Annotated in this window: 11 protein-coding genes; 7 read left to right on the forward strand and 4 right to left on the reverse strand. The window is 63.9% G+C overall.

Annotation, left to right across the window (positions count from 1 at the left end; all coding sequences use genetic code 11):
- Positions 1 to 716: 716 nt before the first annotated feature.
- Positions 717 to 10,913, forward strand: coding sequence for an autotransporter-associated beta strand repeat-containing protein (locus ABQY64_RS10425; protein WP_349780494.1), 10,197 nt, complete (start codon positions 717 to 719; stop codon positions 10,911 to 10,913).
- A 114-nt stretch (positions 10,914 to 11,027) separates the two neighbouring features.
- On the opposite strand, the gene ABQY64_RS10430 is transcribed toward ABQY64_RS10425, so the two are convergent.
- Entirely contained in the window at positions 11,028 to 13,883 is a 2,856-nt protein-coding gene (locus ABQY64_RS10430; RefSeq protein ID WP_349780495.1) for a S8 family serine peptidase, read from the reverse strand.
- 1,023 nt (positions 13,884 to 14,906) lie between these two features.
- Between ABQY64_RS10430 and ABQY64_RS10435 the strand changes: the two genes are divergently transcribed.
- Entirely contained in the window at positions 14,907 to 15,182 is a 276-nt protein-coding gene (locus ABQY64_RS10435) for a hypothetical protein (protein ID WP_104595167.1), read from the forward strand.
- A gap of 91 nt (positions 15,183 to 15,273) precedes the next feature.
- Here the strand turns inward: ABQY64_RS10435 and ABQY64_RS10440 are convergent, their stop codons facing one another.
- On the reverse strand, positions 15,274 to 15,912 hold the full coding sequence (locus ABQY64_RS10440; protein ID WP_104570045.1) for a carboxymuconolactone decarboxylase family protein: 639 nt from the start codon (positions 15,910 to 15,912) through the stop codon (positions 15,274 to 15,276).
- A gap of 999 nt (positions 15,913 to 16,911) precedes the next feature.
- Between ABQY64_RS10440 and ABQY64_RS10445 the strand changes: the two genes are divergently transcribed.
- From ABQY64_RS10445 to ABQY64_RS10460, 4 genes are all read left to right on the forward strand, one after another.
- Positions 16,912 to 17,583: a TraX family protein gene (locus ABQY64_RS10445; RefSeq protein ID WP_349780522.1), complete on the forward strand. Its 672-nt coding sequence runs from the start codon at positions 16,912 to 16,914 to the stop codon at positions 17,581 to 17,583.
- Positions 17,584 to 17,766: 183 nt separating this feature from the next.
- Positions 17,767 to 18,183, forward strand: a complete 417-nt coding sequence (locus ABQY64_RS10450) for a hypothetical protein (RefSeq protein ID WP_016904791.1) — start codon at positions 17,767 to 17,769, stop codon at positions 18,181 to 18,183.
- Entirely contained in the window at positions 18,180 to 19,505 is a 1,326-nt protein-coding gene (locus ABQY64_RS10455; protein ID WP_349780496.1) for a sorbosone dehydrogenase family protein, read from the forward strand. Before ABQY64_RS10450 ends, ABQY64_RS10455 begins: the two co-directional genes overlap by 4 nt.
- A 417-nt stretch (positions 19,506 to 19,922) precedes the next feature.
- Positions 19,923 to 20,609: a thermonuclease family protein gene (locus ABQY64_RS10460; protein ID WP_349780497.1), complete on the forward strand. Its 687-nt coding sequence runs from the start codon at positions 19,923 to 19,925 to the stop codon at positions 20,607 to 20,609.
- Positions 20,610 to 20,897: 288 nt separating this feature from the next.
- Here the strand turns inward: ABQY64_RS10460 and ABQY64_RS10465 are convergent, their stop codons facing one another.
- The gene (locus ABQY64_RS10465; protein WP_372358761.1) at positions 20,898 to 21,290 is read right to left on the reverse strand and encodes a response regulator; all 393 of its coding nucleotides are present in this window, start codon (positions 21,288 to 21,290) and stop codon (positions 20,898 to 20,900) included.
- Positions 21,291 to 21,340: 50 nt separating this feature from the next.
- Here ABQY64_RS10465 and ABQY64_RS10470 point away from each other — a divergent pair, with 50 nt between their 5' ends.
- On the forward strand, positions 21,341 to 22,621 hold the full coding sequence (locus ABQY64_RS10470; protein WP_228607609.1) for a nitrogen regulation protein NR(II): 1,281 nt from the start codon (positions 21,341 to 21,343) through the stop codon (positions 22,619 to 22,621).
- 21 nt (positions 22,622 to 22,642) lie between these two features.
- Here the strand turns inward: ABQY64_RS10470 and ABQY64_RS10475 are convergent, their stop codons facing one another.
- Entirely contained in the window at positions 22,643 to 22,861 is a 219-nt protein-coding gene (locus tag ABQY64_RS10475) for a hypothetical protein (protein WP_349780498.1), read from the reverse strand.
- Positions 22,862 to 23,016 lie beyond the last annotated feature (155 nt).

The raw sequence follows: 23,016 nt of genomic DNA on the forward strand, positions 1-23,016 counted from the left end.
ACTAGAAACAAACCGAGGTCATCGACAGGTGACGATCATCGGGCACTAAAACCTTTTCGAATAAGCCGGCCTCTTCAATAAAATCCACCGCAGGCTATCGAACGCGACAATAAACTGGACAGGCGGGGTGGCCGCACACAAATACCGCAATCAATGAACGGCGTCGACAGTTGATGGTGGTCTTAATAGTGAAAGCGGGCTCATTAAAACAACTGACGACACTGCAGCGAACGGGAATTCATTCCTGCGCCGCAGCATTCCACACAAAGTTGTAGTCGAAATGGTTCGGTTCGCTAATATCCAAGCTGCCGCATCAGATCGCTTTAAATCATTCGGACTCATCCAATCATATTCCGCTTTACAGCTGAATTATGCCATTTTTTTACTTGAAGCCTGCCGCGCATGATCTGTGGCGCCTGCCGCATGAGGTGGCGCGATAACACTGACGGGCACGAGCAAACCAGTCGACAGTTTCGACGTGTGTCATGGATAGTTTTGTGGTTAGTGATATTCAGCACAGTTTCATGCATGGCGCTTTGCCTATTAATCTCCCAATATTATCCGCAGGGAATGGTATTAAACGTACTCATCCGTAGGCGATACCGGTTGGCACGGCAAAAGCTGTTTTAAACCGACTCGACAGTAAATCAACTTTCTGCTGTTGGAGAGCGCGTGTGTGTGCGTGAGTCTCTGCACGGCGATACAGGGGGAATAAAATGAATCGTGCATTTGCGCTGGTCTGGAACGCGGCGATTGGCAATTGGGTGGTGACGCACGAGCTGGTACGTCGGCGGCGCAAGCCCGGTTCAACCCGCCGCAGTGTGGCGAGCCTGGTCGTCCTGGCGGTGGGAGCCGCCGCACCGATGCTGGCCTGGGGGGCATGCACACCTGCGCTCCCCGCAGCGGGTGCAACCGTCACCTGCACGGGGCTGCCAATCACCAGCAACAGCTTCGCAAGCAACGCAAACAACCTGACCATCAATGTTGCGGCTGGCACGCAAATGACCGCCGGGCTGCTGGGTGGCACCGCCATTGCGCTCAGTGGCACCAATGCCACGCTCAACAACAGCGGTACGATCGATCCCTCGGTGCTCGGCCTGTTGTCGGTGTTGAGCACCGGCGTCACCATGGGCAACGCCAGTTCCACCACGGTGACCGCCAACAATCTCGCCACCGGCGCGATTTACGGCACCGGCGGCCTGCTGGGGGCGAACCTGCTCAATCTCGACGGCATGGCGCTTGGCATCACCTCGGCCAGCAATGGCGTCGTGCAGATCAACAATGCCGGCCTGATCGATAGCCGTGCATTGTTGAACCTGTCGGTGCTGAGTGCGGATACGCCGGTGATTGCAGTCAGCGGCGGCGGTACCGTCAATGCGGTCAACACCGGCACCATCAACGGGCGTGTGGGCTTCCAGAGTTCGGCCACCGGCAACAGCTTCGTCAACGCCGGCACCATCAACGGCAGCGTGTCGATGGGGGCGGGCAGCACCAACAGCTTCACGGCGGTGACTGGCGGCAGCGTCAACAGCGGCGGCGGGCTCGCGCTCGAACTGCTTGGGCCGGGCGGCTTGCTGAGCTTTGCGCAGACCGGTGTGGTGGATGGCGGCGCAGGCGGCACCAATACGCTGATCCTGCAGAATTCGGCCACCGGCACTGGCAGCGGCAGCACCGGCGCCGGAACGCTCAGCACCGCGCAGTACATCAATTTCGGCAGCCTGCGCGTCAACAGCGGCACCTGGTCGGTGGGGGGCGGAAGCAACTTCGGCAGCAGCGCGCTCAATGGCGGCGTACTGCAGTTTGCCAATCCTGCGCAGCTAGGCACTGCCATCACCGCCAACGGCGGTGCGCTGGAGGCGACAGCCGCCGGCCTGAGCCTGTCGCCTGCCGGCGGCATCACGTTGGGAACAGGTGGCTTGACCTTGCAGGGCGCCAATGCACTGACCGTTGCCAGCCCCATCATCGGCACCGGTGCGCTGACCAAGACCGGGACCGGTGCGTTGAGCCTGACCGGCAGCAATACTTTCAGCGGTGGCGTCAACCTGCTCGGCGGCTCAGTGACCGTTGGCACCAATGGCGCACTGGGAACAGGCACCGTCAACGTATCTGCCGGCAGCGTGCTTTCCAGTGCTGCAGTCGACTTGCCGAACGCGTTCGTGCTCAACGATTTCATCGGCATCGGCGGTGCCAATAACCTGCGACTTGGCGGCGGCATCAGCGGTGCCGGAGCGCTGAACAAGATCGGCACCGGCACGCTCACCCTGGGCGGCAGCAATACCTATGCAGGCGGCACGACGCTGGCTGCGGGGACGCTGCTGATCGAAACCAACACTGCGCTCGGAGCGGGCACGGTGACAGCCGCCGGTGGGCAGCTGGATACCAGCGCTCCACTGACCCTGGCCAACAATGTTGCCTTGACCAATACGCTGGGCCTGGGTGCCAGCGGCAATGCGCTGACCCTGACCGGTACGCTTGCCGGTGCGGGTGGTGTCAACAAGACCGGCACCGGCACGCTCGCGCTCAACGGCGCCAACACCTACGCTGGCGGAACCACGCTGGCATCGGGCACCTTGCAACTGGGCAGTGCCTCGGCACTGGGAAGCGGCGGCCTGAACGTCACCGGCGCGTCCAGCCTCAGCAGCAGTGCGCCACTGACGGTGGCCAACGGCATCAGCCTTGGCGGACCCTTGAACTGGACCGGCGCGCAGGCGCTGACATTGAGCGGTGCCATCAACGGCGGCGGCAGCCTGATCAAGAGCGGCGCGGGCGACCTCACCCTGACCGGTAACAACGCCTACACCGGTGGCACCAGCTTGAGTACCGGGCGCCTGGTGGTGGACTCGAACGCGGCACTGGGCACCGGCACCCTGACCGCAAGCGGCGGCGAGCTGGATGCCACCGCTGCGGCAACCCTGGGCAACACGATTGCACTCACCGGTAGCTTGGGCGTGGGCAGCAGCGGCAATGCCTTGAACCTGACCGGCGCCATTGGCGGCACCGGTGCGTTGAACAAGCTCGGCACCGGCAGCTTGACCCTGAGTGGCCTGAACACCTATGCCGGCGGCACCAACCTCAATGCCGGCATCTTGCAGGTGGCCAGCGGCACCGCGCTGGGCACGGGGGCGTTGAACGTCACCGGCAATGCGGCCCTGCAAAACACGGCGGCCACCTCGTTGAGCAACGCGATCGCGTTGACTCCAGGTGCGCTGACACTCAGCGGGGCGCAAGCACTGACACTGAGTGGCGCGATCAGCGGCACCGGGAGCCTGATCAAATCCGGCACCGGCGACCTCACGCTGAGCGGCAACAATCTGTACAGCGGCGGCACCACGCTCAGCGCCGGCAAGCTGACGGTAGGCAGCGACACCGCGCTCGGTGTTGGCGCGCTCAGCGCAGCAGCCGGTACCACCCTGGACAATGCAACTGTCAGCACGCTGGCCAATGCCATTGCATTAGCAGGCCTGGTCAACGTGGGTGGCAGCAACGCGCTCACGCTTACCGGCGCCATCACCGGCGTGGGCAGCCTGGACAAGCTGGGGCCCGCCAGCCTGACCCTGGCCGGCAACAACAGCTACACCGGCGGCACGCGCCTGAGTGCAGGCAGCCTGATCCTGGGCAGCGACACCGCCTTGGGTCTTGGCACCCTGACCGTCGGCGGCGGACTGCTCGACAGCACCGCCGCACGCGTGCTCGCCAACAACGTGGCGCTGGAAGCGGACCTGCAGCTCGGCGGCAGCCAGGATCTCACCCTCACCGGTGCGGTCAGTGGCGTGGGTGGCGTGGTCAAGGACGGCAATGCTGCATTGACGCTGGCTGGACCGAACAGTTTTGCCGGTGGCGTGGATCTCAATGCAGGCGCGCTGCTGATCGGCGACGGCGCAGCACTGGGCACCGGGGCACTGACCGCTGCCGATGGCACGCAGCTGCAGGCCACCGCCGCGACCACGATCGGCAACGCTGTGGTGCTCAACGGTGCGCTTTCGCTGACCGGCAACAACGATCTGGGCATCACCGGCATCGTCAGTGGCGCAGGCAGCCTGGTCAAGCAGGGCGCCGGTGCGTTGACCCTCACCGGCAACAATGTCTATACCGGCGGCACCTTGCTCGACACCGGCATCCTGTCGGTCGACAGCGACAGCGCACTCGGCACCGGCGCGCTCACCGCTGCCGATGGCACGCAGCTCACTGCCAGCACTGCGGTGACCTTGCAGAACGCGGTCAATGTCGCCGGTCAACTCGCAATCGATGGCCAGGACCTCACCCTCGATGGCGTGGTCGACGGCGCCGGTCGCCTGATCAAGAATGGCACGCAAACGCTCACGCTCAATGGCAACAACACCTGGGCGGGCGGACTGCAACTGCAGGGCGGCGCAGTGGTGGTCGGCAGCGACACGGCACTGGGCTTGGGCACGCTGAGCACCGCCGCGGGCACCACACTGGATGCCAGCACCGCGGTGACGCTGGGCAATGCGCTTGCCTTGAATGGCGCACTCACCTTGCCTGGCACGCAGGACATCACGCTCAACGGCGTGGTCAGCGGCAGCGGCAGTCTCGACAAGCAAGGCGCTGCCACGCTGACCTTGGCCAATGCCAATAGCTTCAGTGGCGGCGTTGCGCTGAATGCGGGACGTGTGGTGCTCGGCAACGACGCTGCGCTGGGCGTGGGTGCGCTGCTGGTCGGCGGCCCTGCCGAACTGGATGCCGCTGCCACGCTGACGCTGGGCAATGCGGTGCAGTTGAACGATCAGCTCACGCTGGTCGGCAGCAACGATCTCGGCTTGAACGGTGCCATCACCGGCAGCGGCAGCCTGATCAAGAATGGCGCCACCACGTTGTCGCTCAACGCGGGCAACAGCTATAGCGGTGGCACCACGTTGACGGCCGGCACCATTGCGGTCGGCGCCAACGATGCACTCGGCACCGGCAGCCTGTCGGTCGTCGGCAATGCAGCGCTGAGCAATGCGATTGCGGTGGCGCTGGGCAACGACATCGCGCTTGGCGCAGCGCTCACCGTGGACAACGGTGCGGACATGCTGGTCAGCGGCAGCATCAGCGGTACAGGCGACTTGATCAAGACCGGTGCCGGCACCCTGACCTTGAATGGCAGCAACAGCTACACCGGCCCGCTGGCGATCCAGGCCGGCACGCTGGTTGCGAGCACCGCTGCGTCGCTTGGCAACGCCAGCAATGTCGATGTCGCTGCAGGGGCGGTGCTGAATCTCGGCAACGGCGGCCTGATCAGCGCGCTCAGCGGCGCCGGCAATGTCACTACCGATGCCGGCGGCACGCTGCAGTTGGGCGGTGGCGATTTTGGCGGCAGCCTTGGTGGTGGCGGCAATCTGGACAAGGTCGGCGCCGGCACGGTGCGCCTGCTCGGCAACAGCGCGATCGGCGGTGCCACCCAGGTCAGCGGCGGCACCCTGGATGTGATCGGCACCCTGGGCACCAGCGCATTGAACGTGGCGCTGGGCGGCACGCTGACCGGCACCGGCACAACCGGCAACGTGGGAAGCAATGTGACCATCGCCGACGGTGGCCGGCTTGCCTTGACCAGTGGCTCCTCGCTCAGCGTGGGTGGCCTGACCCTGGCACCGGGTGCGTTTTTGGATGTCGCACTGGCAGCGCCGAGCAATACGCGGCTGCTCGCGGTCAATGGCGACCTCACCCTGGACGGCACGCTCAACATCACCGACATCGGTGGGTTCGGCACGGGTGTGTACCGGCTGATCGATTACACCGGCCTGCTCACCAACAACGGTCTGGCGATCGGCCTGTTTCCGGGCAGCGTGGATCTCAGCCAGCTCGCGCTGCAGACCGCCATCGGCCAGCAACTCAACCTGGTGGTGACGGCGCCGGGCAGCATCGTGCAGTTCTGGGATGGTGTCCAAACCACCGCCAACGGCACCGTCGACGGCGGTGCAGGGACCTGGGGTGCGGCGACCAACTGGACCAACCAGGACGGCAGCGCCAACAGCACCTGGCAAGGCGATTTTGCGGTCTTTGCCGGCAACGCAGCCACCGTTGGCGTGGTGGGCACGCAGAGCATCGGCGGCCTGCAGTTCGTCACCGATGGCTATCAGCTGACCGATGCCGGCGCGGGTGGACTGGCTGTGACTGCGCCGTTGACCGCGATCCGTGTGGATCCGGGTGCAACCGCCAGCATCGATGTCGCCATTTCCGGCAGCGGTGGCGTGGAAAAACTCGACACCGGCACGCTGGTGCTCGATGCGGCCAACAGCTATACCGGCGGCACCGCACTCAGCGGCGGCACCCTGGTGCTGGGCGACGCACAGGCACTGGGCACCGGCACCCTGACCGCAGCAACCGGCACCAGCCTCGATAGCAACCAGGCATTGGCGGTCGCCAATGCGGTGGTGCTCGATGGCGCGCTCAACCTGGTCGGCAGCAACGACCTGCGCCTGTCCGGCCCGATCAGCGGCGCGGGCAGTCTGATCAAGAACGGCGCGTCCACGCTCACCCTCGACGGCGCCAACAGCTACGTCGGTGGCAGCGTGTTGAATGCAGGCACCCTGGCGGTTGGCAGCAACACTGCGCTCGGTGTCGGCAGCCTGTCGGTGCTGGGCAATGCCACCTTGAGCAACGCGATTGCGCTGGCACTGGGCAATGCAGTCAATCTTGGTGCCGATCTGACCATTGCCAGCGCGGACGAGCTGGCCCTGACCGGGGTGCTGAGTGGCACGGGTGCCTTGACCAAGACGGGCCTGGGCACCTTGACCTTGTCCGGCGGCAACACGTTCACCGGCCCGGTGTCGGTGCAGGCCGGCGTGCTCGCCACCGCTGCCCCCGGCGCGTTGGGCAACACCAGCGTTGTGGACGTTGCCGCAGGTGCCGGGCTCTCGCTCGGCAGCAATGCGGCCTTGGGCGCAGTGACCGGGCAGGGCAATGTCGCGGTGCTGGGCGGCACCACGCTGCAGCTTGGCGCCAACAACGTCGGCAGTACTTTTGCCGGAAGCCTGAGTGATGCAGGCAATCTGGACAAGGTCGGCACCGGCACCTTGCAGCTCACCGGCACCAGCGCGCTCGGCGGCACCACCCAGGTCACCGCCGGCACGCTGGACGTCGATGGCACGCTGGTCAGTGCAGGCGGCCTGACCGTGGGCAGCGGTGCCAGCTTGAGCGGCAGCGGCGTGGTCGATGCCGCGGTCACGGTGAATGACGGCGGCCGCCTGGTGGTGACCAGTGGCGCAGTGTTGACCACCGGCAGCCTAAGCCTGGCTCCCACTGCCACCCTGGACGCGTTCCTGGGCATCCCCAGCCAGACCGGCGTGTTGGCGGTCAATGGCGATCTCACCCTGAACGGCACGCTCAACATCACCGACATCGGCGGCTTCGGCACCGGCGTGTACCGCCTGATCGACTACACCGGTGGCTTGACCGACAACGGCCTGGGCATCGGCACGCTGCCAGGTACGATCGATCCCACCCAGCTGACGTTGCAGACCGCGCTAGCCCAGCAGGTCAACGTGGTGCTGCTGGCGCCCGGCAGCAACGTGCAGTTCTGGGATGGTGCGCAGACGGTCGCCAATGGCAGCATCGATGGCGGCGCAGGCGTCTGGGCCGCAGGCCCCACGAACTGGACCTCGATCGATGGGCTGAGCAACAGCGACTGGCAGAACAGTTTTGCCGTGTTCGCCGGCACCGCGGGCAATGTAGGCGTGCAGGGCACGCAAGGCATCACCGGCATGCAGTTCATCAGCGATGGGTATGTGCTGAGCGATGCTGGCGGCGGTGCATTGAGCGCCAATGCGGCCACCACCATCATCCGGGTCGACCCTGGCGTCACCGGCACTATCGATGTGGGCATCGGCGGCACCGGCACGCTGCAGAAACTCGACACCGGCACGCTGGTGCTGAGCGCCGCCAACACCTACACCGGCGGCACCGCGCTCGGCGGCGGCACGCTGGTGCTGGGCGATGCGCAGGCATTGGGCACCGGCACGCTGACCGCGGCAGCCGGCACCAGCCTCGATACCGACCAGGCATTGGCCGTGGGCAATGCGGTGGTGCTCGACGGTGCGGTGACGCTGCTAGGCAGCAACGATCTCGTCCTGACTGGCGCCATCAGCGGTGCTGGCAGCGTGATCAAGACCGGTGCATCCACGCTCACCCTCAGTGGCAACAACAGCTATGCCGGCGGGACCGCACTGGGCGATGGCACCTTGTCGATCGGCAGCAACAACGCGCTGGGCACCGGCAGCTTGTCGGTGGTCGGCGATGCGGTGCTGACCAACCCTGTTGCCGCAACTGTGGGCAATGCGGTCGTCCTGGGCGCTGCGCTGAGCGTCGACAATCCGGCAGACCTCACGCTTGCCGGCGATATCAGCGGCAGCGGCGCGTTGATCAAGACCAACACCGGCACGCTGACACTGGACGGCAGCAACAGCTACACCGGTGGCACGACGGTCAACGCCGGCACGCTGGTCGGCGACAGCGCCAGCCTGCAGGGAGCCATCGTCGACAACGCGACACTGGCGTTCAACCAGGCGGCCGATGGCGTGTTCACTGGTTCGATCACCGGCACCGGCAACGTGATCAAGGACGGCGCCGGCGCACTATTGCTCAACGGTGCGAACGGGTACACCGGCGGCACCACGATCACGGCCGGTACCTTGATCGGCGATACCAGCAGCCTGCAGGGCGACATCGCCAACAACGCGGCACTGGTGTTCAACCAGAACACCGGCGGCGTGTATGCCGGCACCCTCAGCGGCACCGGCTCGCTGCAGAAGGCCGGCACCGGCGCGCTGCAACTGCTCGGACCCAACACCTATACCGGCGGCACCGTGATCAGCGCCGGCAGCCTGATCGGCAACACCACCAGCCTGCAGGGCAATATCGTCGACAACGCCACGTTGGTGTTCGATCAGGCCAGCGATGGTGTGTTCGCCGGTGCAGTCAGCGGCACCGGCAGTGTGGTCAAGCAGGGAGCGGGGGCGCTGACGCTGGTTGCGCCCAATACCTATAGCGGTGGCACCACCATTGCCAGCGGCAGCCTGATCGGCAACACCACCAGCCTGCAGGGCAACATCGTCGACAACGCGACACTGGTGTTCGACCAGGCCGGCGATGGCACGTTTGCCGGCAACGTCACCGGCAGCGGTACGTTGATCAAGAACGGCGCGGGCGCGTTGACGCTGGATGGCGTCAATGCCTATCTCGGCGGCACCACGATCAATGCAGGCACATTGATTGGCGATACCGACAGCCTGCAGGGCAATATCGCCAATGCCAGCGCGCTGGTGTTCCAGCAAACCGCCAATGGCACCTACGCAGGGACCTTGTCGGGTACCGGCAGTCTGCTCAAGGATGGTGTGGGCACCTTGCTGGTCACCGCAAACAGCAGTGGCTTCACCGGGCCGATCACGATTGCCGCAGGAACCTTGAGTGTGGGTAATGCTGCCAATCCAGGCGCCGCATTGGGCGGGCCGGTCACGGTGGGTCCGGGCGGCACGCTCACCGGCAGCGGCAGCATCGGCGGCCTGACCTCCGGTGGCACCGTGGCGATCGGTGGTACGGCTGGCACGATCAGCGTCGGCGGCAATGCCGCGCTCGGAAATGGCTCCACCCTGCAGGTCACGCCGGGCGCAGGTGGCACGGTGACACCGATCAGCGTGGGCGGGGCGGCCACGCTGGCACCGGGCAGCACCCTGCAACTGGTGCGTGCGACTGATCTGCCGTTGTTCACCGAGATCCCGGTCATCAGCGCCGCTGGCGGGCTGACCGGGCAGTTCACCAACGTCGTTTCCGACTACGCCTTCGTCACGCCGAATGTCAGCGCCAGTGCCACTGCGTTGTCGGTGTCGTTTGGCCGCAACACCGTGGCCATGGTCGATGCGGTCACCGCGCCAAACCAGCAGGCTGCCGCAGCTGCGGTGGATGGCTTGCCGACCACCAGCCCGGTCTATCAGGCGGTGGTGCGCTTGCCCGACGACCCGCAGGCGATCAGCACGGCGTTTGCCTCGCTGTCGGGCGAAAGCCATGCCAGCACGGCGACCGCTTTGCTGGATAGCCGCTTCCTGCTGAGCGGCGTCGGCAATCATCTGCGTGGCGACAGTCAGGATGCGCGGGTGGGCGACACCACGGTCTGGATCACCGGCCGTAGCCTGCCCAATCGTGTCGATGGAGATGCCAACACCGCCTCGGTGCGGCGCGAGGACAACGGCATCATGGCCGGTGCAGAACGGCGCATTGGCGAGCGCAGCGTGGTCGGTGTCGCGGTCGGTAATCAGGACATCGAAACCCGCTCGCGCGAATCCTTGGATCGTTCCGATATCGATGGCACCCATGCCGGCATCTACGCCCAGGCAGATTGGTCCGCGTTCGCTGTGCAGGCTGCGGTCGACTACGCGGATTACAGCGTGGACAGCAGCCGTCGGGTGATGTTGCCCGGCGTGCTCGAAGAGCGGCTGACCAGCAATTACGATGCGAAGGCGGTCACCGTGTCGCTGGAAGCGGCCTGGAATCTGCGCACCGGCAATGCGGTGTACAGCCCGTTTGTTGCGGCGGACTACACGCACCTGAAGACCGACGGCTTCAACGAGCGCGGCGGCATTGCCGGGCTGTCGGTGGACAGCGCCAAGGACGAATACACAACCAGCACAGTGGGTGTGCGCGGGCGTTGGCAGTTGGGTGCGGCGGCCGGGGTGTATGCCTCGGTGGGTTGGCGGCATGCGTTCGGTGACCGCGCTGTGGAGCGGTCGGCCGGCTTTGTCGGCAGCGGCTCGCAGTTCTCGGTGCAGAGCGTCACGCTGGCGAAGAACGCGGTGGTCGGCGAACTGGGCGTCAGCCTGATTACCTCGCCCAACAGCCGCATGGCGTTGTCGTTGCAGGGACTCAACGGCGATGGCCAGACCGCATACGGCGGCCAGGTCACCTGGGGCTGGAGCTTCTGAGTCATCGCAGACCAAAAAGCCCCGGCATTGCCGGGGCTTTTTTTTTGCCTGATGCGCAGTGCTGCATGGCATCAGTGGTTGTGGTGACCAAGTGCGGTCGGGTGCCGGTCGCGATCAGAACTGCCAGCGCAAGCCGACATTGGCATTGATGCTGTTGGCATCGGAACGACCGCGCTCGGCGCCCACGTTGCCGTAGATGGAGAAGGCATCGTTGAGCTGGTAGCGCACGCCCACCGAGGCACGTGCCGACTGCTTGGACACCGGCTCGCCGGCCACGTTGAAGCGCGCTTCCGGCAGACCGGTGAACCAGGCGGTGAAGTCCGAGTTCGGATTGCCGAGCAGCGAGCGGTAGGCGATCAAGCCATCAAAGCCCCACTTGCCCCGTACCAGATGACCGCGCACACCCACCTCGCCATAGCCGGCGCGCAGCGTGTCGCTGTTGGCGCTCAACCCCAGCCCGGTGGCCGACGCTTCGCTGAAGGCATCCTGGGTCTGGCTGACCACGCCTGCGGCAATGAACGGCGACAGCCCTGCCTGCGGCATCAGGCCGACTTCCGCGCGCAGCGACCAGTTGGTGTCGTGGCGGCGATCCTGCAGGCGCTCGCCGATGCTGCCGGCCTGCACCGTGCGTTCGGTGTCCACATTGCTCATGCCGTAGGAACCGATCCCGGACACATACGCTTGGCCGATCGGCTGATACAGGTACGCGGTCATCGCGTAACGGTCCGAGCGCAGGCGACTGGCCGACGCATCGATGTGCGCACGGTCCTGACCCGAACTCAGCGCCGCACCCACGATGGTGCCGGCGTTGCCCATCGGCAGATCCACGCCGACGGTGGTGGCCTGCTGGGTGTAGTCGGCCGAGTCGAAACCCTTGCCGCCCAGTTCGCCGTCCAGATAGCTGCCCTGCATCCAGGTGGTCAGCGTGGTGGTGTCGGCCAGGTAGGGCAGGCGATCGGCCGCCACGCGTGCATCGTTGAGTGCGGATTGGAAGCCCAGCGTGCGCTCGATGCCGTGCACCTGGCCGGCCAGGGTCGGCAGCGATGCGGCAACCTGCGCATCGTTGGCCGCCAGCAGCGCGCCGGTAGCGCTGATCAGGCCACCCAGGTTATCCGTATCGCCGGCGGCCACACGCGTATCCAGCACCTTGACCAGCGTATCGGCCTGCGTGGCACCGTTGACCACCGACTGCGGCGCACCGGCCGCTTGCGCGCTGGCAGCGGAGGCATTGCGGGTCAACGTGGCGGTGACGGTGGTGGGGTCGTAGGCGAGCGAGGCAGTCCAGAAGAAGTTGTTGGCGTACTGCACGCGGTCGAAGGTGCCCTGCAGCGTGCCGGCCTTGACGATCTTCTCGCTGCTGCCGACGTTGTAGCCAGCCGCTTCCGGCAGCAACAGCAGGTTGCCCTTCAGGCTGGCCTGGCCGGTGACGGTCAAGCCCTTACCCAGCTCGAGGGCGGTGGTGCCGGTGGGGTTGACCAGGCTGTAGTTACCATTGATCACACCGCCGTGCGATTCGAACGTGGCCGAGTTGAGCACGATGACATCCGAACGCAGGCTGCCGGACAGTGCGAGCACGCCGTCGCTGACGCTGGTGCCGCCGGTGTAGGTGTTGTTGCCGCTGAGCGTGAGCTTGCCGGTGCCGTTCTTGGTCAGGCCGCCGGCGCCGGAGATGTCATTGCTGAAGGTGCTGTCGTAGCCGGAGGTCACATTCGCCGACCAGTTGCTGGCGAACTGGCCCGGGCCCTTGATCGCCTTGGCCGCATTGACCAGGCCGAAGCCGTACAGCGCATCCACGCCGGGGTCGCCCAGGTCGGTGGCGGTGGTCAGCAGGGTCTGCTGCAGGTTGGAGGCGCTCATCCACGGATACACGCCCAGCACCTGCGCCGCGATGCCGCTCACTGCGGCAGTGGAGAACGAGGTGCCGGCGATCTGGCCCTGCAGCTCGGTGCCGGCCAATGCCGGTGCGAAGTAGCTGCCCGGCGCCACCAGGCACCACTGTGCAGCGGCGCCGCAATGGTTGGAATAGCTGGTCAGGCCGGCGGCATTGCCGGCGCTGTCGATGTTGACCGCGCCCACGGCCAGCCAGTTGTTGCGCAGGCTGGCTTCCTGCACCGGCGTCGCTGCCGGGTAGGAGGCTTCCGCCGCGCCTTCGTTGCCGGTGGCGGCCACGATCAGCGCATCGGCCTGCACCAGCGGGGTCAGCGCGTACTTCCAGGCCAGTGCGGCATTGGCACTGCTGGCCGCATCTGCATACGAGGCGCCGATCGACAGGTTGGCGATCCGCACACCGGCAGCCGCCAGGTCCACCGCAGCGCGGCGGGTCTGCTGGGTACCGCAGGAGTTTTCGGCGCAGATGCGCGCATAGAACAGGTCCGAATCCGGCGCGATGCCGCCGGCGAAGCCATCCTGCGCGGTGCCCAGCACCAATGCCGAGATGACGGTGCCGTGGCCGCGCAGCGCGTTCGACGTGGATTCCGGTGTGCCGGGGCTGGCGGTGTAATCGTTGAAGGAATCGACCTTGCCGCTGATCGGCGCGTAGCTGCCGTAGAGGTTGTCGTCCAGCACTGCCAGCTTGACGCCCTGGCCCCTGGCACCGGCCTGCTGTGCCAGATCCGCATTGGTCGGCACCAGCAGGTTGCTGCCCAGGCCCTGGTAGCGGGCGGGCGCAGGTGCCGGCGTCGGCGCGGTCTTGGGCAACGGGTCGGCCGTGGTGGTGCCCGGCGTCGTCGGCGTCGTCGGAGTTGTCGGAGTTGTCGGAGTTGTCGGAGTCGTCGGAGTCGTCGGAGTCGTCGGAGTCGTCGGAGTCGTCGGAGTCGTCGGAGTTGTCGGCGTCGTAGGCGTAGACGGCGTCGGGGCGACCACCGTGGTCTGCGGCGGATCACTGCGGACATTGCCGCCGCCGCCACCGCCGCCACAGGCAGTCAGGACAAGGCAGGAGGCGATCGTGGTTGCGAGTAGCGAGCGATTCATAGGTTGGTCGATTCCGGTAGTGGCGCGCCGCAACTGCAAAAGATCTAAAATTTGGCGCAGACGATTCCATCACCGGGGATTACCGGCGTGGCATTTGATTTCACGTATCATTCACTTTATCCGCCGCGAATCCGTCCCCTCAGATAAGCGCTTCGGATAACACGGTGATGCGCCGACGCATTGAACCGTGTGCTTGCGAGATTGTTTAACGGCGCTATCCGTAAACTCTAAAACCTGAACGGACAGTTGCTATTCAGAGAAAAACATCACGCATAGGGTTTTACGATTTAATCCATAGCCAAATTGGATTAGAAAACTCCCTATCAGGCCCGACTGCAAAGAAATGTCAGAGCGGACGCGACAATAAGCGGTCACGAATCTCCGGGGGCGGCAATCCTAAATGCGATGCATATCGCAGGTAATCGGGAAATGCGTCGAACATGTCGGTGAATTGCCCACACGCCGTAGCGGATTCGACTGTAAGTTAGCAGCCCTAACGGACTCTTCCGTATCAGGCCTGACCGGGTGCGGTTTATCGAAATGACACCGGTGTTATATTAAATTTTCTGCTACTAGACGAATATATTCGCCGGATTTATATTGACCAAAAACGAGCGAGCCCGGCCATTGTGCCCAATTCTCCGCATTTCCTATATGAAATTCGCAAGGAGATATGCTCGAAGAAACGATGGATGTTCAGTGCGCCGAATAAACTTCGAGGCCGGCGCGCCTTTGCTTCAGGCCATCAAAGCTGAATGCCAGGGGAATATTCAAGCCGATTGTTTCCGGGGGGAGCTCAAAATTTGGCGTTCCCCTACAGCAGATTATTCTGATGATGTCCTCGTCGGCGCCGCTACGTCCGCCACGCAGAGTGCGACATCGGTGTCATCGCAGCATTGTCGGGCCTGCTCAGGCCGCAGCGGTTCTGTCGGAAGTGCGCCGCTGGTGCTGCGCTAGCGTCTGCATAAATTGTTCAAATTGCCACGCCACCAAATTTGGGCATCACAGCTATGCTCGAGCCCGATGAGTACCCACTGCACCGAAAGAATGTCCACGGAAGGCACCGACCAGGGCCTGCCGTACCGCGTGGTCGCTCGACAGCTCGGGCATCGGCGCATCGTGCTGGAGACCTTGCAGGTCTGTGGGCATGCCGTGCCGCTGCCGGCTGCGCCCACCTTCGGCTCGCTACAGACCGCGCTGGAGATCGGTACCAGGCTGGCCGAGCAGTACATCGGCCAGTTGGTCGTCAAGCAGGCCGGTGGGCGGCCGGGGCTGGCGGCTGGCCCGGCGCCGCTTTAGCGGGGCCAGATCGGTTTCGACGTAGTGCCGCCACCGGCATGGCACCCCGCAGCGGCATCATGTGCTGCGGTTGTCGAATCTTGTCGCAGGCTCACTGGGTCCTGGCTTTGGCCAGTGCCGCCTTGGCGCGTGTGCCGGCGGCCGCACCGACGCGCTTGTCCAGCACCTGGGCCAGTTCGTGCAGTTGTGCCTCGGTCACACCGATGTTCAGGCCGATCTTCAAATGCGATTGCAGCTGCGCCTCCACGCCTTCCAGGGCGGCGAGCACGCTGATCGTGGCCAGTTCCCGGCTCACCCAGTCCAGGTTGTCGCGGGCAAAGATGTCGCCGAACAGATGCGTCTTGAGGTACTGATCGATTGCCGGCGCAAACGCAAACAACGGCCCGGTCACCGGTGCGCCGGCCAGACGGGTCTGGTTGGCGGTGCCCAGCGCCAGCAGCGCATCGCCGCTCGGTACCGGGCCGGGGTCGTGTCCCGGCGCATCGGCGATGCCGCGCTGCTTGCGTGCATCGGCGACCTGCATCAGCGCAGCCAGTGCATTGAGGCTGCGCGGAAACCCGGCGTACGCATACAGCTGGACCAGTACCTCCTTGCAGTCGCTGATGCTCAAGCCAGCATCGAGGCCCGCCTCCAATGCGGTGTTCAAGCGGTCGATATCGCCGGTGGCCGCAAACGCGGCAATCGGCGCAATGGCCTGCTGCGTAGGCGACAAGGTGGCGTGTGTCGTCATGGACGTGATCTCCGAAGGGTGTGCTGCCGCGGGGGAGGGGGCAACAGAGAGCAAGACAACTGCGCCCAACAACAGCGCAGCCATGGAGGGGAGAGTGCGGCGCAGCGCGCTTGCGCATGGCATCGCATCTCTCCACCGATTTAGGGGCAAGGCAGCGCGAATCCAAGCATCCGATGCCGGACCATGCGGTGCAGGTGGCGCCCCAGCTGTGCGTACACCATGCCGAGTCGAATGCACCAGGCTTGCGTTTTCCATCGCCGTCTCCTTGCCGTACATACCGGCAACGAGCATGACGCAGATGCAACGCCGCTCCATCCAACCAGCTTGCATGGTCCTATGATCGGCGCTCATCACTGCAGACCCGCACTGGAACTCAAGCCATCCTGGATGCGTGCTGCTGACGAAATCGGCGGGGCAGGGAGTCACTGCTGGTCTTGGTCACGCAGCTCGTGCAATCGCATCGCTGCGGTCCTAGTCTGTGCCCCTGTTTGGAGCGGTGCTGGCTGGGCATGCTGGTCGTGCCGGTCATTGTCAACGCGGTTGCCAGCAACATCATTGCGAATGCTTTCATCTGCCCGCTCCTCCAGTGGGTGGAGCCCCGCGGAGAGAGCGGCCTGGAGCACGCACATCTTTCCATGACCTGTGGTCGTGGCGGCGGTCCAGCGGTCGCTCGGCAGGATGAGTGGTTTCGGTTTTGCCTGAGCAGCGCAGCCTTGGAAGGGGCTGGATGTCTCCATGCCCGCCACGCCAGAGCGCCTACATTCCACTATTCTGTCGTGGGCTTTTGCAGCGACAAATCCAGCCGGTTGAGAAGCCACATCAGCTGCCTGTGTCAAAGAGCGGGTGATTGCCTGCTCGGTATGAGTTACAACCGTTCCTCTATCGGTAGTTGATTGATGAAAACTTCACGCGGCGATGGTGGTGGGCTTGGCCGCACATTCCATGGCTGTCCAAGTGCGCAGTTTCGCGGCTGCTGCCGCACGACATTTGAGAGGCGACATGACGAGTAGCGGCAGGGAGCTCCTGAAATGGATTGCGCTTGTTTTTATGACCTTCGATCACGTAGTCAAGGCACTGCTGGATGGCTATGTACCGGTTCTATCTGAACTCGGACGCATAGCCTTCCCAGTTTTTGCTTTGATCATGGCCTTCAATCTCGCGCAACCTGGAACCGACTACGCGAAGTCGGTAAAGCGGTTGGCTGGCTGGGGGCTCATTGCACAGCCGTTCCACGTGTGGGCATTTGGTTTCCTGCTGCCGGTCAACATTCTTATCACCTTCGCACTTGCGACTTGTCTCGTCTGGTCAATGCAAGATCGCCGCTGGCTGCTGGCCTCGTTTCTTGGACTACTTGCGCCAATGGCCGTCGACTATCAATGGATCGGAGTTTGGCTTGTAGGGGCGGCATGGAGCTGGTTTCGCACTGGCGGAACGCTGCAGTCACTTGTCGGCCTGGCTTCCACAAAACCGACTTTAGCCAAATTGCCTTGGAAGTTGTGGATTTGCATGGGACTGTTGTGTTGGAACAACGGCAATGGCTGGGCCTTGTTGGCACTTCCGCTGATGCAGCTCGGCAGGCTGCAGTTACCGCTACCCCGGCTACGTTGGGCATTTTATGGTTATTACGTTGCACACTTGGCCGTGATCGGCCTCATCTGGACAGTAAGTTAGTCGCGTCCCGCGCCGCGGATGCTGTTCGAATCGATAGCCTTGGGTCACGATGTCCTGAACCATGGGCACGAGGATTCTGCGTCAGAGCAGCCATCGCGCAGAAAAGACTCAGCATCACCGCGCTCATCACGTGGCAGCTGGCAGCATCGGGGCACGTTTCACCACGCGCCCAATGAGTCCGCCATGAATTCAACTGCCACGCCCGCCCGATCCTGGGCAATCCATCCGTTCCATGCAGCCGTGCTCGGCGGTGTGTGGCCGCTGTTTCTCGGTGCCTTGCTGAGCGACTACGCGTACTGGAGCAGTCATCAGATCCAGTGGGCCAATTTTGCTGCGTGGCTGCTGATCGGCGCGATGGTATTGACGACCATCGCCTTGCTGTGTGCGATCGTCGGCTTCGTTCGCGGAAGCCGCAATGTGATCTATGTAATCGCGCTCGGTGCAGCATGGATCGTCGGCTTCTTCGACGCCCTGCATCATGCCCGCGATGCCTGGGCCATCATGCCGGCAGCGTTGGTATTTTCTGCGATTGCGACCGCATTCGCGCTTGTTGCAACCTGGTCGGGGCTGTCCAGCCTGCGCGTGGGAGGTGCCCGATGAAGCGTCATACCGTTACCGTCGTGTCGGTCTCCATTCTCGCTGCCGCACTCGCGTCTTGTGGCAAGGCACCCGAGCTCAAACAACACGGCACCAGTCCCGAACTGCCAGCGCCGGATCGCGGCCTGCTGCCCGACATGACCATCGCCGAGCCGGCAGCCTGGGGCGAGCGCAAACCCACCGTGCCTGCGGGTTACCGCATCACTGCAATCGCCACCGGTCTGGGCATCCCACGCCAGACGCTGGTGTTGCCCAATGGCGACATCCTGGTCGCCGAAGGCCGCGGCGGCAACGCACCCAACCTCAAGCCCAAGGACGTGATTGCCGGTGCGATCAAGGCCAAGGGCAACACCTCGGTCAAGAGCGGCAACCGGCTGACGCTGCTGCGCGATGCCGATGGCGACGGTACCTATGAACTGAAGACGGTGTTCGCCGACAAGCTCAATGCACCGTATGGCCTGGCGCTGATCGGCAATGCGCTGTACGTGGCAAATCAGGACGCACTGGTGCGTTTTGATTATCAGCAAGGGCAGACCAAGGCCAGCGCTGCACCCAGCAAGGTCACCGACTTGCCGTCGGCCATCAACCATCACTGGACCAAGGCGCTGACCGCCAGTGCCGATGGACGCTATCTGTATGTTGCGATCGGCTCCAACAGCAATATCACCGAGCGCGGCATGATTGCCGAAGTCGACCGCGCCCAGGTCTGGCAGGTGGATCCGGCAACCGGCGCCCACAAGAGCTACGCCACCGGGCTGCGCAATCCCACTGCATTGGCGATCCAGCCAGGTAGCGGCGCACTGTGGGCGGTGGTCAACGAGCGTGACGAGATCGGCCCGAACCTGGTGCCCGATTACCTGACTTCGGTGCGCGAAGGCGGCTTCTACGGTTGGCCCTATAGCTACTGGGGCAAGAATGTGGACACGCGAGTCATGCCGCAGGATCCGCAGAAGGTTGCCTCGGCCATCGTGCCCGACTACGCGCTAGGCTCGCATGTCGCCGCACTCGGTGTCGCGTTTTCGGCGACCACGATGGGAGCGCAGTTCGGCGACGGCGTGTTCGTCGGCGAGCACGGCAGCTGGAATCGCGACCCGCCGGTTGGCTACAAGGTGGTGTTCGTGCCGTTCCGCGATGGCCGCCCGGCGGGCGACCCGATCGACTTCGTCTCCGGCTTCCATGGCGACGATGGCCTGACCCGCGGCCGCCCGGTCGGTGTCACGCTCGATCCGCGTGGTGCGTTGATCGTCGCGGACGATCTGGCAAATACGATCTGGCGCGTGACGCCGGATGCGGCGCCTGTCGCGCCGCAAGCGGCTGCGCAGTAAGCCTGCCTGCATGCCCGGTTCTGCAAAGAACCGGGCAGTACTCGGCGTGTCACTTGCGCCAAGGGTGCGGGGGCAGGGGCTACCTGTAGGTCTCATCAGGATCAATCCAACTTCTCAGAGACACCGGCCTTCAAGGCAGCGGGTTTCTACTCGCCGTCTATCGGCACCGCGATTGATCGGCGGCCAATGCAGCCGTAACGAATGCGCATCGATGAACACCGAGCGCAACACCGTCTTCGCGGACCACCGCGAGGGATAGGCATCGCCGTCCCGTTGGCATACAGTGCCGGCCCTGCGTCGGCCTGGACGACGCAGGCATCAGTGCGATGGATCTCTGATGAGCCAATCGGCTAGACGCTGTCACCAAGGCAAGAACAGACGGAACACGCTCTGCCGATCACCCGAGGCTTGTTGTTGATGTTGTTTAGATGTTCGGTGGTGGTTGTCGTGGCACTATTCGCTTCACCCCTTACTGCAGCTGAGTTGGTCGGCCGGGCAACCGTGACCGATGGCGACACCATCACTGTCGCGCAGAAACGTATCCGCCTGTGGGGCATCGATGCACCGGAAAGCGCGCAGCAATGCACCAGCAACGCTGGCAGTGCATGGCCCTGCGGCCGACGTTCCGCTGCCGCACTGGATGGCTACCTGCTCGACAAGACGATTCGCTGCCAAGCCAAGGACACCGATCGCTATGGACGGATCGTGGCCGAGTGCTATGTGCAGGGGCAGTCGGTCAACCGCTGGATGGTGCAATCCGGTTGGGCGGTGGCCTACCGCGAGTACGCCACCGCGTTCGTTGCCGACGAGCGCAACGCGCAGCAACAACGGCGCAACCTCTGGGCCGGCAGCTTTCAGATGCCTGCCGATTACCGACGCAGCAAGCGCACGCAATCGGCACAGCGTGCTCAGGCCGCAGTGCAGACGCAAACGCCTGCGCACTGCGCCATCAAAGGCAATATTTCCAGCAAGGGCAGCAAGATCTTCCATATGCCCGGGCAACGCGATTACACGCGGACCAGCATCTCACCTGCCAAGGGCGAGCGTTTTTTCTGCACAAGCCAGGAAGCAATCAATGCAGGCTGGCGGCGCGCGGCGCGCTGATGGCTGGCACAGTGTGCGATCCAGCGTCGAGCAGCTTATCGCGACGCCTGTCGATCCTGCTGGGGTGTTTTGGTCAATCAACCCAGCGCGGGGCAAGCAGCACACCTGAAACATGCACATGCGCCGCAAGGTGCGAGCTGACCGTCACGCCAAAAGCGGCTGACAAAACGTAGCCAGGGGTCGTCGGGACTATGCACGAGGGACTCGGAACCCAAGGGTAGGAGTGACGCCGATCCCGAGCACCGGCCGGGCCCGCCTGACGGCCGCGCAGTAGTCCTGCTAGCCGCTCTAATGCCCGACAAAAGCCTCGATATTCTGCACCAGGCTGCGGCGTGTGTAGGGCTTGCTTAAGAACGTCGTCCGGCTGGGTAACCCATTGGGGGAATGCCCCAGACCCGATGTCAGGATCGCCGGCAGATTGTTGCCATCCGCGCGCAGATACGAAATCAGGCCGTATCCATCCAATAACCCCGGCATCTGCAGATCGGTAAAAACCAGCGCGATCGCCGGGTGCTTATCGATATGCTCCAGCGCGCCCTGCGCATCGGTTGCGGTGACGACCGCATAACCGCTCTCGGTCAGCAGCAGCGTGGCCAACTCGAGAGTGTCAGCATCGTCCTCGACGACAAGAATCAGTTTTTCGTTTGTAGAGCCCATAAAGCAGGTTTTCTGAGGATGCATGCATCACACTACGTTTCCCACGCGAAAAACACGTGATCGATTTGAGAACCATGAACAGCACGCAGGACTTTCCCGACCATCGCTATCGACAGGTCGTCGAGCTGTCGCTGGATTCCATCAAGGAAATTGCCTTGGACGGACGCGTCAGGTTCGTCAACGCGCATGGTCTGGCGCGTGTGGCGTCTGTCGATGCCGCCTCTGTGGTGGGCCTGCCCTGGGTGTCGTTATGGCCGAAGCGATTCAGGCCGCGCGTTCGGCAGGCGCTCGCTGCTGCCGAGCGTGGCGAGTCGCAGCAGTTCGAGACCGAATGTACGAATGCAGACGGGCAGCTCCAGAGTTGGTTGGTGTCGACAAGCCCACTGCGTAACGCTGATGGCCAGATCGAGGGCGTGCTGGCGGTCAATCGCGACATCACCGAACGCCGGCAGTCGCAGCAGGCATTACGCACGCTCAACCAGACGCTGCAGGCCCGCAGCGAGGCTACAACCAGGCACGATGAGCAGGCTGCTGCGGCGACGCACGACCAAGTACGTGCAGAGGCGCAGTCTCCAAGCATCGAGGTTGAGCTGGATATTGCACGCGCCGCGCAGCGTCTGGCTGAGCGCGTAGCCGAGCGTGCGCAGGAGGGCGAGGCAGTCGGTCAACTGTTGGCCGGTGTCGTTCACGACCTGAACAACGTGCTGCAAACCGCGGGCGCTGCCATCGATGTGGTTCAGTCGCGTGGCTCGATCGTGGAAGAGGATCAGAAGATTTTGCGCATGGCAGAGACCGCTCTGCAGCAGGGCTCGGTCATGGCCCAACGCCTGCTGGGATTTGCACGCAAGCATCCTTATGCTCCCGAACGCGTCGAGCTCAATGCGCTGGTCGAGCGCCTGCTGCCCCTGCTTCAACAGGCGGCAGGCGCTGCGGTATCGGTCGAGTGGGAAACCACGACTTGCGACAGTGCCGTACTGGCGGATCCACACACGCTGGAACGGGCCTTGTTGAACCTGGTGATCAATGCGCGCGATGTCTGCGCGGTGCGTGGCAGGGTCTGCATCACCGTGGCGACGCGGACACTAGCAGATGTGGATGCCGCCGGTCGTCGCGCCGGCGATTATGTCACCCTCTCTGTCCAGGACAATGGCAGCGGCATTGCGCCGGAGATCCGCGACCAGCTGTTCGACGCCTACTTCACCACCAAACCGGCAGGCAAGGGCACCGGGCTGGGCTTGGCGCAAGTGGATGGGGCGGTCAGGCAGGCCGACGGCTATATCGAGGTGCAATCGGTGCCAGGGCAGGGCGCCTGCTTCACGCTGGGCTTCCCGGCAGCGGAGCCATCTGGTTCCTGACATCAGAGGTAGCGGCGACGCTCAGAGACTCTCGAGAATGCCCAGCGGCGTGATGGTGCATCTGCTCATCCATTGTCTGGCGTAGTGATGCGCGGCAAGTTGCGTGTCGAATCGCATCTCACGCCTGTGCCCATACAAGGTGATCCCATCTTCGAACGACACCAGAATCTCCGGGAAGAATACGCCGTCCAACGGAACCGTATGTGCAGTCAAGCGATAACGACCAATCTGCCGGAACATCGTGGAGTCCATCATGACCTCGGTAGCGGCAGTGGCCGGCGTGTGCCGGCGCATTAAGTCGAGAACAGTTGCACCTTGAGCGCTATTTTTTCAACTTGCAAGCGATAAAGGCAATAATCAGCAGATGACGATTAAATCAAAAAGAACACGACCGC

The organism is Xanthomonas sp. WHRI 7065, assembly GCF_040203115.2.
GTDB lineage: Bacteria > Pseudomonadota > Gammaproteobacteria > Xanthomonadales > Xanthomonadaceae > Xanthomonas > Xanthomonas arboricola.

Excerpts from the sequence above, each read along its gene's own strand:
- ABQY64_RS10425 (WP_349780494.1), top strand. The coding sequence starts at position 717 with ATGAATCGTGCATTTGCGCTGGTCTGGAACGCGGCGATTGGCAATTGG.
- ABQY64_RS10430 (WP_349780495.1), bottom strand. The coding sequence starts at position 13,883 with ATGAATCGCTCGCTACTCGCAACCACGATCGCCTCCTGCCTTGTCCTG.
- ABQY64_RS10435 (WP_104595167.1), top strand. The coding sequence starts at position 14,907 with ATGAGTACCCACTGCACCGAAAGAATGTCCACGGAAGGCACCGACCAG.
- ABQY64_RS10440 (WP_104570045.1), bottom strand. The coding sequence starts at position 15,912 with ATGACGACACACGCCACCTTGTCGCCTACGCAGCAGGCCATTGCGCCG.
- ABQY64_RS10445 (WP_349780522.1), top strand. The coding sequence starts at position 16,912 with ATGACGAGTAGCGGCAGGGAGCTCCTGAAATGGATTGCGCTTGTTTTT.
- ABQY64_RS10450 (WP_016904791.1), top strand. The coding sequence starts at position 17,767 with ATGAATTCAACTGCCACGCCCGCCCGATCCTGGGCAATCCATCCGTTC.
- ABQY64_RS10455 (WP_349780496.1), top strand. The coding sequence starts at position 18,180 with ATGAAGCGTCATACCGTTACCGTCGTGTCGGTCTCCATTCTCGCTGCC.
- ABQY64_RS10460 (WP_349780497.1), top strand. The coding sequence starts at position 19,923 with ATGTTGTTTAGATGTTCGGTGGTGGTTGTCGTGGCACTATTCGCTTCA.
- ABQY64_RS10465 (WP_372358761.1), bottom strand. The coding sequence starts at position 21,290 with ATGCATCCTCAGAAAACCTGCTTTATGGGCTCTACAAACGAAAAACTG.
- ABQY64_RS10470 (WP_228607609.1), top strand. The coding sequence starts at position 21,341 with ATGAACAGCACGCAGGACTTTCCCGACCATCGCTATCGACAGGTCGTC.
- ABQY64_RS10475 (WP_349780498.1), bottom strand. The coding sequence starts at position 22,861 with ATGTTCCGGCAGATTGGTCGTTATCGCTTGACTGCACATACGGTTCCG.